Raw genomic sequence first — 9,092 nt, forward strand, 5'->3', positions numbered from 1 at the left:
CGGGGCGCGCCGGTGCGCAGGGCGAGGGTGGTGAGGAGCTGGGCGAGGTCGCAGCAGAGCACGAGTTCGCTCGCCGCGATGTCGCCGTCCGCGAAGTCGACCAGGTGGACCGCGCCGGTGTCGTCGACCAGCAGGGAGGACGGGACCAGGGCGCGGTGGGCGATCTCGCGGCCCTGGAGGAGGGCGAACTGGCGCCAGGCGTCGGTGAGGAGCTCGTCGGTGATCTCCTCGTCGGCGAGCTGGTCCAGGGTGCGGCCGGCCAGGTGCTCGTACGCGATGAGGGCGGTGTCGTGGCCGAGTCCGGCGGTGGCGGCGATGCGGCGGGTGCGGACGCCGGCGGCCAGGGCCGCGTACGTGACCAGGGCCTCGTGCTCCAGCCCGGTGCGCGGCGAGCGCAGCGCGCGGGGGTGCGGGGCGGTGCGCAGCCGCAGGCGGCGCCAGGCGCGTCGGACGGCGGCGGCGGTGACGGCCTGCCGGTCGAGGAGCTGGACGTCGAGTTCGGGCCGCCCCTCGGCCTGCTGGACCCGGTAGCGGTCGGGCCCGACCGCCGTCGCCTCGACCGGCCGCAGCCCGCTGTCCCGCAGGGCGCGCAGGATCTCGCCGGGCCGGGGCCGCGGGTCCGGGGTGCCGACGGCGTACAGGGTGCCGTGGGCGCCGGTCCAGCCGATGAGCAGGCCGAGCAGCAGCGCGGTGGGGGTGGCGTACCCGCAGGCCAGGCCGGCGAGGCCGGAGAGCGCGAGGACGGTCCAGGGCAGCCGCCGTTCGCGACTGCCGGAGGCGGTCATGAAGGCGAGGACGGGAGCGAGGTAGCCGTAGACCGGTTCGGTGTGCCCGAGCACGTCGCCGGGCAGCCGCTGGGTGAGCGCGGTGACCAGGGAGACCGGGGCGACGCCGTCGATCCAGAGCTCCAGGGCGAGGGTGGCTCCGTACGCGAGGACGGCGGCGAGCAGTCCGTCGGAGACCTGCTGGAGGGCGCGCCGCCGGTCAGGGCCGAGCACCCGGCGGAGGGCGAGCCCGACCGGCAGCAGGAGCACGGCGGCGGTGGTGAGCCCGCCGGCCAGGCCCGCCAGCGGGCGCGGCACCAGCGAGGCGGCCTCGGCGACGTCGGCGGCGAAGCCCCCGGTGGTGGCGCGGGCGTAGTCGGCGAGCAGCAGGGTGAGCGCGATCGCGATCAGCCCGGTGAACAGCCGGATCAGGGCGACGGGTTGCCGGATCCGCCCGGCGCCGGTCACCGGCCGGGCCCGGTACCGTCCGGTGCCCGCAGACCCGGGCGTGCCCGCCGCCCCGGGCGCACCGGCGTGCTCGGACCCGGCGGTGCCCTCGGACCCGCCGACGGTGCCGTCGGCCGTCCCCCCGCCGGTGTCGCTGTTCGTACTCCCCGTCACGATCGCCACGGGTGGCATGCTCCCATGCCGCCCGCAGGCTCGGTGCCGGGTTTCCCGCGCCGCCGCCCACGCCGAGCGGGCCGTTCGCGCTGGGCGGGCGGCCCGGCCCGGCCCGTCATAGCCTGCCAGCATGAGCGCCTGCGAAGACCTCGCCGCGGCACCGGAGGACATCGAGCCCCTCCCGCCCGCCGACGGCTGCGCCGACTGCCTGGCCCAGGGCCGCCGGGACTGGGTGCACCTGCGGATCTGCCTGGACTGCGGCCACATCGGCTGCTGCGACTTCTCGCCGCAGCGGCACGCCACCGCGCACTTCCACAACACCTCCCACCCGGTGATCCGCTCCTACGAGCCGGGGGAGGACTGGCGCTGGTGCTTCGTCCACGAGGTCATGGGCTGAACCGTACGACCGCTCCCTGCGGTGGCAGCGGGCCGCAACCCGGATAAAATCCGGACATAACGCCCGTGCGGCCCCTCCGGCCGGCATCCGTCCGGCCGTGGCCGCCGAAGGGAGGCCGACGATGATCAAGCGAACCCACGGCAGCACCGCCAAGTTCCGCCAGGGCGCCGAGGAACTGGTGGAACGCCGGGGCATGGTGAGCACGCCCGGCCCGCTCGGGCCGAAGCCGAGCGCCGGCGCGATGTCCTCCTCCGCCGGGTACGCCTCCGGCGACGCCTTCCGTCACGGCGGGCGCGACGCGGCGACCTCGGCGATGCGCACCGCCCCGGCGATGCACGCGGAGCTCAAGGGGCACCGGCACCGCGGCGCGGAGAAGCACTCCGCCCACTGAGGACCCCCACTGAGGACCCCCGCAGGGGCGGGCGCCGTCAGCACTCGGCGCACCGCCCCTGACGCACACTCAGGGATCTTTCTCCGGGGTGCTTCGGGGCCGGTCCCGGATGCCCGGGCTCCGGGGCGTCCAGAAGACTCTCTCCCGTCCGAGCCACCGCCCCCAGGGCGGGCCGCCGTTGGAGAGAGGCCGCATGAACACCCCTACCCGGAAGCGCCGTTGGACCACCCTGGCCGCCGCGGGCGCGCTACTCGCCGCCGTCACGGCCGGCGCCGCGACCCCCGCCCTGGCCGCCGACGCCCCGCCGGTCGCCGCCGGAGCGCCCGCCACGACCGCCCGACCCGGCCCGCTCGACCGGGACGCCCTCGCCCGGACCCTCGACACCCTGCCCGGCGACATCACCGGCGCCCTGGTCCGCACCGACGGTCCGGGCGCGCGGTGGCACGGCACCTCCGGGGAGGACGTCCCGGCCGACGCCCGGTTCCGGATCGGCAGCATCACCAAGGTGTTCACCGCGACCGTGCTGCTCCAGCTCGCCGCCGAGGGCAAGGTCGACCTGGACGGCACCGCCCAGCGGTACCTGCCGGGCCTGCTCCCGGCCGACTACCCGCCGGTCACCGTCGGCCAGTTGCTCGACCACACCAGCGGTCTGCCCGGAGGCGGTGGCATGACCTCCGGCGACGGCAGCGCCGGGTGGTTCGCCGCGCACAAGGCGGAGTACTTCAGCCCCGAGCAGGTGGTCGCCGACATGCTCACCCAGCCGATGAGCTTCCAGCCCGGCACCGCCCAGCAGTACAACGGCAACAACTACTTCATCGCCGGGATGGTGATCGAGAAGATCACCGGCGACAGCTACGCCGACCAGGTGCGGCAGCGGATCGTCCGCCCGCTCGGCCTGCGCGCCACCTACGTCCCGGCCGCCGACGACCTCACCATCCGCGGCCCGCACGCCGAGGGCTACGTGGACGTCCGGGCCGCCGACGGCACCACCGACCGGGTGGACGTCACCGAGCAGAGCCCGTACCCGTGGGCCGAGGGAGGCATGGTCTCCTCCGCCGCCGACCTCGACCGCTTCTTCGAGGCCCTGTTCCGCGGCCGCCTGCTGCCGCCCGCCCAGCAGGCCGAACTCTTCGCCGTCCCGGACGTGCCGAACCAGCACAACAAGAACTGCGAGATCGGCCCGACCGCCGGGCACGCCTGCTTCAGCAAGGGCGGCATGCTGCGCAGCGTGCTGCCGAACGGCACGGAGATCTGGGGCAAGACCGGCGCCCGCCCGGGCTTCAGCAGCGCGGTCTTCGCCACCCGCGACCTCTCCCGGACGGTGGTGATCGGGCTCAACCCGACCGGCATCGAGGGCGAGGAGTTCCCCACCCTGTGGAAGCTGGCGACCACCGCCTTCGGCTCCGGCCAGGTGTACGGGAAGCGGTGATCCGGCATCGATGTCAGTGCCGTGCGCTACGTTCCTCCCGATCCACTTGATCCACTTGATCCACTGAATCGCTGAACCGCTGAACCACTTGATCCACAGCGCACGGCAGGACGACGGGGGCACACCATGGCCGAGGTGATCACGGAGGAGCCGGTCGAGCTCCAGCTGGAGCGGTACCGCACCGAACTGACCGGCTACTGCTACCGGATGCTCGGCTCGGTCTTCGAGGCCGAGGACGCGGTGCAGGAGACCATGGTCCGGGCCTGGCGCGGGCACCGGGGCTTCGAGGGGCGGGCCGCGCTGCGCTCCTGGCTGTACCGAATAGCCACCAACGTCTGCCTGGACGCGTTGAACGGCCGCAACGGCCGGGCCCGTCCGATGGACCTCGCAGGGCCGGTGACGGTGGCCACCGCGAGCGACACCCGGCTGCCCGAGGTGGCCTGGATCGGCCCCGCGCCGGACGGCCGGGTGCTCCCCGAGACGGGGGACCCGGCCGAGGTGGCCGCCCAGCGCGAGTCGGTGAAGCTGGCCTTCGTCGCCGTGCTGCAGCGCCTCGCGCCCCGGCAGCGGGCGGTGCTGATCCTGCGCGAGGTGCTCGGCTGGAAGGCCGCCGAGGCGGCCGAACTGCTCGGCGTCACGGTGGCCTCGGTCAACAGCGCGCTCCAGCGGGCGCGCGCGGTGCTCGCCTCGGACACCTCGGCCGCCCGCCCCGCCCCGGCCCTGGACGAGGGGCACCGCGCGCTGCTGGACCGCTACGTCCGCGCCTTCGAGGCGTACGACATGGACGGCCTCGCCGCGCTGCTGCACGAGGACGTCACCCTCAACATGCCGCCGTTCGCGATGTGGCTGCGGGGGCGGGACGAGCTCCGGACCTGGATGCTGGGCCCGGGGCACGGCTGCCGGGGCTCCCGGCTGCTTCCGGTGACGGCCAACGGCGGCCCGGCCTTCGCCCAGTACCGGCCGAGTCCGGAGGGCGGGCACACGCCGTGGGCGCTGATCGTGCTGGAGGTGTCAGAGGGCCGGATCACCGGGTTCACCAACTTCCTCGACACCGACGTGCTCTTCCCCCTGTTCGGCCTCCCGCCCCGGCTCGCCGCCGAGTAACCCGGGCTCGCCGCCGAGTGGCTCCGGACCGCCGCCGAGTAACCCCGGCTCCGCGCCCAGCAGTTCCGCGAGGTCCAGCGGGTCGGTGGCTCCGGGCAGCACGGCCGCGAGCCCGCTGAACGCGAGCAGTTCCCGCATCGGGCCGCTCGCGTTCAGCAGCACCAGGCGCACCCCGTGCCGGGCGGCGGCGAGCCGCAGCCGGGCGAGCGCATCGACGACGGCCAGGTCGGGGGCGGTCAGCGCGCCCAGGTCACAGGTCAGTACGGCTTCGGTCGGCGTGGTCTCCACACCGGTTGGACTGCCGTGCGGGAGCCGACTCATCGGTCCGGGACGAACCGGTGCCGGATGCCTGGTGGCAGAGTGGGGGCGACCGAACCCACTCGCCCCAGGAGGAGCACAGTGACGGCTGAGCCTTTGAAGTCCCGCGAGGAATGGCTGGCCTCGCTGCCCCGGATCTACGCGGCATCGGGCTGCCTGCTGCGCGACGAGTCCGGCCGGATCCTGATCGTGAAGGCCGGGTACCGCGAGCACTGGCAGTTCCCGGGCGGGACGATCGACCTCGGCGAGGGCCCGGTCGAGTGCGCCGAGCGGGAGTTGGAGGAGGAGACCGGCATCGTCCAGGAGGCCGGCGAGCTGCTGGCCATCTCCTGGACCCACCCCTCGGGCGAACTGGACCACCCTGCCGAGCACTTCATGTTCGACTTCGGCACCGTCCCGGACGGCACCCCCGTGACCGTCCCGGTCGGCGAGCTGGACACCTACCGCTGGGCCGCCGTCGAGGAGGCGCTGGACCTGCTCGGCCCGGCCCGTTCGGCCCGGCTGCGGGCCGCGTTGGACGCGGCCGCCGACGGCCGGGTCCGGATCGTCACCACGTACATTTCCGGCTTCTAGCGGGAAGTGCCCTGCCCCGGGCGGGAGTTCCGCCCGGGGCAGGGCGCCGGATCCTCACTGCTGCTCGGACTCCTCGTTCCGGGCGGCGATGATGGCGGCGATGGCCTCCGAGACGAAGGTCTCCGTCTCGGGCTTGTCCACCTTCAGTCCGGCGAGCACGCCCTCGCCGTTCTCCAGCTCCAGCAGCGCGAGCAGGATGTGCTCGGTGCCGACGTAGTTGTGCCCGAGCTTGAGCGCCTCGCGGAAGCTCAGCTCCATCACCTTCTTGCCCTGCGCGTCGTACGGGATGAGCGCGGGCGGTGTCTGCTCGACGGCGGCCGGCAGGACGGCGGTGGCCGCCGTCCGGACGGCCTCCGGGGTGACGCCCTGGGCGGCGAGCGCCTTGACCGCGATGCCCTCGGGTTCGGTGAGCAGACCGAGCAGGATGTGTTCGGCGGTGATCTCGGCGTTGTGGGCCTTCCGGGCCTCCTCCTGCGAGGCCACCACGACCTTGCGGGCCCGGGGCGTGAACCGGCTGAAGCCCTGGCTGGGGTCGAGGTCGTTCGGGGTGCCCGGGTCCTTGGGGACGAAGCGCTTCTGGGCGGCCTGCTTGCTGACGCCCATGCTGCGGCCGATCTCGGTCCAGGAGGCACCGGAGCGGCGGGCCTGGTCGACGAAGTGGCCGATCAGGTGGTCGGCGAGGTCGCCGAGGTGGTCGGCGGCGATGACCGCGTCGGAGAGTTGGTCGAGCGCGTCGGGGTGGACCTTCTTGATCGCGGCGATCAGGTCGTCGAGGCGCAGGGGAGTGGTGTTGGGAACGACGGGATTCTCCATGCGTCAACCGTAGGTTGTCGATCCTGGGATCGTCAACCATCGGTTGACGTTACCTGTGGGTAGTCTTCCGGGGCCCGTCGACGGCCCTGCGCGTCGGGCGGCAGGCGGCCGCGGACGGACTTACGCGTCGGGCAGCAGGCGGCCGCGGGCGGCGGCGATCCGCTCCGACGTGACCCCCGCGGCGAGCAGGTAGGCCACCGGATCGAGCCCGTCGAGCACGGACGCCAGCGCGGCCTCGGCGGTGGTCCCGGCCTCGGCCAGCACCGCGTCGATCCGGCGGTACGGATCCGGCAGCCCGAGCATCCCGTACAGCGGGCGGATGTTGGGGCCGCTCAGCAGGTAGTCCTCGGCGATCGCGGCCCGGTCGACGCCGGCCAGGGCGAGCAGCAGCAGGGCGGCCAGGCCGGTGCGGTCGCGGCCGGCGCCGCAGTGCACCACCACGCCGCCGGGGCGGGCGTCGGCGATCGCGGTGACCAGCGCGGCGGCCGCGTGCGGGCAGTGGTCCAGGTACGGGCGGAGGGCCAGTGGGGTGCCGTCCAGCCGGCCGTGGGCCTCCCACCAGGCGGGGCCGGCCAGTTCGTCCAGCGGGACGCGGACCAGGTCGACGCCCTCGGGGAGCGGGAGGAGCGGCTTGTACTCCTCGGCGTCGCGCAGGTCGACCACGGTGCGCACGCCGTGGTCGAGGAGGGTGTCCCAGCCCTCGGCGGTGAGGCGGTCCAGGTTGTCCGCCCGGACCACCGCCCCGCGGGCGGTCGGCCGCCCGGAGTCGGTGGGCAGCCCGCCCAGGTCACGGACGTTCAGGCAGCCGTCCCAGGCGAGGGTGCGGTCCTCGGCGGCGGCCAGTGCGTACGTCCCGTTCATGGGGCTCCCCGTTTCCTCGTCCGGGGGTCCGTTACCCCCTCGTTATGAACGACTCCCGAGAGATCCGGATGGTTCCTGATTTGTTCGATTCGTCGGAACCCGCAGTTCAGGGGTCCGCTGAGGGGCGTTCAGGCCGCGGTCGGGGCCTCGGCCTCGGCGCGGACCAGCCGCTCGATCGGCTCGACCGCGATCTGGCCGAGCATCGAGCCGCCCACGATCGCGCCGATCAGGAACACGGTGGACAGCCAGGCCATGGTCGACACCGGCAGGGTGAAGGCGCCGACCACCCGGGCCGCGCACTCGGCCAGCAGCGCCGCGCCCCAGATGCCGGCGAACACCCGCTCGTGGCGGTGGAAGGCCCGCGAGCCGGCCGCCCGGCCCTCGACCAGCCGCTGCCAGGCGGCGGCCCGGTCCCGGCGGCCCTTGGTGACGAAGGGCATCAGCACCGGGGTCATCACCGGCCGGCCGACCAGTGCCGAGACCAGGATCGCCAGCGCCACGGTGCCGCTCAGCCCGCCGTCCTTGGCGATCATCAGCCGGGCGTCGCCGGTGACGAAGGTGAGCGCCAGGCCCGCCAGGTTCACCGTCAGCATCAGCGCGGCCCACAGGTTGAGCCTGCGCTCGCGCAGCAGGCCGAGGACGGTCCGGCCCGCCGGGAAGGCGCTGCTCCAGGCCAGTGCGGCGAACTCGCTCAGGCCGCAGGCCGAGTGCAGCAGGTAGTAGCCGACCAGCGGGGCGGCCACGTCGAGGGCGAGCGGGCGGAGCCCGGAGACCAGCGGGTTCGACCCCTTGGCGGGCGAGGCGGCGACGGGCGACGCGGACCCGGCGTGCGAGCCGGCCCCGAAGGCCTCGGTGCGAACGGTGACGGCGGCGCTGACGGTCTGGCTGCTCACGGTGGGTCCTCCCCCGACTGGTGGCCGCGGGCCGATGCCCGCGTCGTGCCCTCAGTCTTTCCGGCCGGCCCTCCGTCAGAGCAGTGCCGTCCGTTGTCCGTTCCGTATGACAGCTGTCATGGTGCGGCCCGTGACACCCCATCTGACCTGCGGAAATCGATCGGGCGTGGTCCAAGGCGACCAGGCGTGGCCTAAGGGAGGACCCAGAGTTCGCGGCCCAGCGTGTCCAGGCAGCGGACGGTCCGGAACCGCTCGTCCCCGGCGGACAGGAACCCCCGCGCGGCCCCCGCCAGGACGGTCCTGGCGACGCCGTCGCCCCTGGTCCAGGCGCCGGTCAGCACCAGCGCCTCGTCGGCCAGCTCGGCGCGCTGCACCCGGGCCACCGAGGCCGTCAGCAGTGCGGCGTTGACCTCCTCCAGCTCGGCGGGGGAGAGGTACGTCTCGCCGGTGGAGGCCCGGTCCGCTTCGGCCCGGCGGCGCAGCTCCGGCAGGCCGTAGTGGCGGACGGCGGCGACGGCGTCGTCCAGGGCGAGCTGCCAGCGCGGCCCGGGCAGCACCTCCCACCAGACGTCCTCGCCGATCGGCAGCACCTCGCCGATCCGGGCCCGCCAGACCTCGAAGCCGTACCGGGTGCGCGGGTCGGGCCGGTGGTCGGGCCGCCGCACGAGGGCCCAGTCGGCACGGCGGACCAGGCTGAGCCGGAAGGTGAAGGACACCCGGTCGTCGGCCGGACGCTCGACCAGGCCGAGCAGCACCCAGTGGGTGTCGTCGGGCAGGCTGAAGGTCCGGCGCCACCCGACGAGGCCCAGGGTGCGAAGGGCGGGCGCGAGGTGCTCGCGCAGGCCCCGCGCATGGAGCTCGTGGGCAGTCGTCATCACGGTCGTTCCTGTTGGTCGGTGGTTCCTCCGGGCCGCTCGGCTCCGGCGGC

General features: G+C 74.4%; 10 protein-coding genes and 1 pseudogene. 5 read left to right on the forward strand and 6 right to left on the reverse strand.

Going from position 1 to position 9,092, the window contains the following annotated elements:
- A pseudogene (locus J0670_RS20855) lies at nt 1–1,394 on the reverse strand (TIGR00374 family protein); the annotation flags it as partial.
- A 121-nt stretch (nt 1,395–1,515) separates the two neighbouring features.
- Between J0670_RS20855 and J0670_RS20860 the strand changes: the two are divergent.
- The 4 genes from J0670_RS20860 to J0670_RS20875 all read left to right on the forward strand — a co-directional run bounded on the left by J0670_RS20860 (nt 1,516) and on the right by J0670_RS20875 (nt 4,706).
- Nucleotides 1,516–1,782, forward strand: a complete 267-nt coding sequence (locus J0670_RS20860) for a UBP-type zinc finger domain-containing protein (protein ID WP_207813158.1) — start codon at nt 1,516–1,518, stop codon at nt 1,780–1,782.
- Nucleotides 1,783–1,903: 121 nt separating this feature from the next.
- Nucleotides 1,904–2,173, forward strand: a complete 270-nt coding sequence (locus J0670_RS20865; protein WP_207813159.1) for a hypothetical protein — start codon at nt 1,904–1,906, stop codon at nt 2,171–2,173.
- Between the two features lie 193 nt (nt 2,174–2,366).
- The gene (locus J0670_RS20870) at nt 2,367–3,602 is read left to right on the forward strand and encodes a serine hydrolase (RefSeq protein ID WP_207813160.1); all 1,236 of its coding nucleotides are present in this window, start codon (nt 2,367–2,369) and stop codon (nt 3,600–3,602) included.
- A gap of 126 nt (nt 3,603–3,728) precedes the next feature.
- Entirely contained in the window at nt 3,729–4,706 is a 978-nt protein-coding gene (locus J0670_RS20875; RefSeq protein ID WP_207813161.1) for a sigma-70 family RNA polymerase sigma factor, read from the forward strand.
- Here J0670_RS20875 and J0670_RS20880 read toward each other — a convergent pair.
- Nucleotides 4,614–4,994 (reverse strand): STAS domain-containing protein, encoded by a 381-nt coding sequence (locus tag J0670_RS20880; protein WP_307806620.1) that lies wholly within the window; start codon nt 4,992–4,994, stop codon nt 4,614–4,616. The two genes, J0670_RS20875 and J0670_RS20880, sit on opposite strands and share 93 nt — an antisense overlap.
- A gap of 111 nt (nt 4,995–5,105) precedes the next feature.
- On the opposite strand from J0670_RS20880, the gene J0670_RS20885 reads away from it, so the two are divergent.
- Nucleotides 5,106–5,597 carry an NUDIX domain-containing protein gene (locus J0670_RS20885; protein ID WP_207813163.1) on the forward strand — a complete coding sequence of 164 codons (492 nt, stop codon included), beginning with the start codon at nt 5,106–5,108 and terminating at the stop codon, nt 5,595–5,597.
- A gap of 54 nt (nt 5,598–5,651) precedes the next feature.
- Here J0670_RS20885 and J0670_RS20890 read toward each other — a convergent pair whose 3' ends face one another.
- The 4 genes from J0670_RS20890 to J0670_RS20905 all read right to left on the reverse strand — a co-directional run bounded on the left by J0670_RS20890 (nt 5,652) and on the right by J0670_RS20905 (nt 9,039).
- Nucleotides 5,652–6,410 (reverse strand): Clp protease N-terminal domain-containing protein, encoded by a 759-nt coding sequence (locus J0670_RS20890; RefSeq protein ID WP_207813164.1) that lies wholly within the window; start codon nt 6,408–6,410, stop codon nt 5,652–5,654.
- A 120-nt stretch (nt 6,411–6,530) separates the two neighbouring features.
- Complete coding sequence (locus tag J0670_RS20895) at nt 6,531–7,271, reverse strand: tyrosine-protein phosphatase (RefSeq protein WP_243437298.1); 741 nt, start codon at nt 7,269–7,271, stop codon at nt 6,531–6,533.
- Between the two features lie 128 nt (nt 7,272–7,399).
- Nucleotides 7,400–8,164 carry a VC0807 family protein gene (locus J0670_RS20900; protein WP_307806621.1) on the reverse strand — a complete coding sequence of 255 codons (765 nt, stop codon included), beginning with the start codon at nt 8,162–8,164 and terminating at the stop codon, nt 7,400–7,402.
- A gap of 191 nt (nt 8,165–8,355) precedes the next feature.
- Entirely contained in the window at nt 8,356–9,039 is a 684-nt protein-coding gene (locus J0670_RS20905; RefSeq protein ID WP_207813165.1) for a hypothetical protein, read from the reverse strand.
- Between the last annotated feature and the right edge of the window lie 53 nt (nt 9,040–9,092).

This window comes from Streptomyces sp. FH025 (genome assembly GCF_017427025.1).
Lineage (GTDB): Bacteria > Actinomycetota > Actinomycetes > Streptomycetales > Streptomycetaceae > Kitasatospora.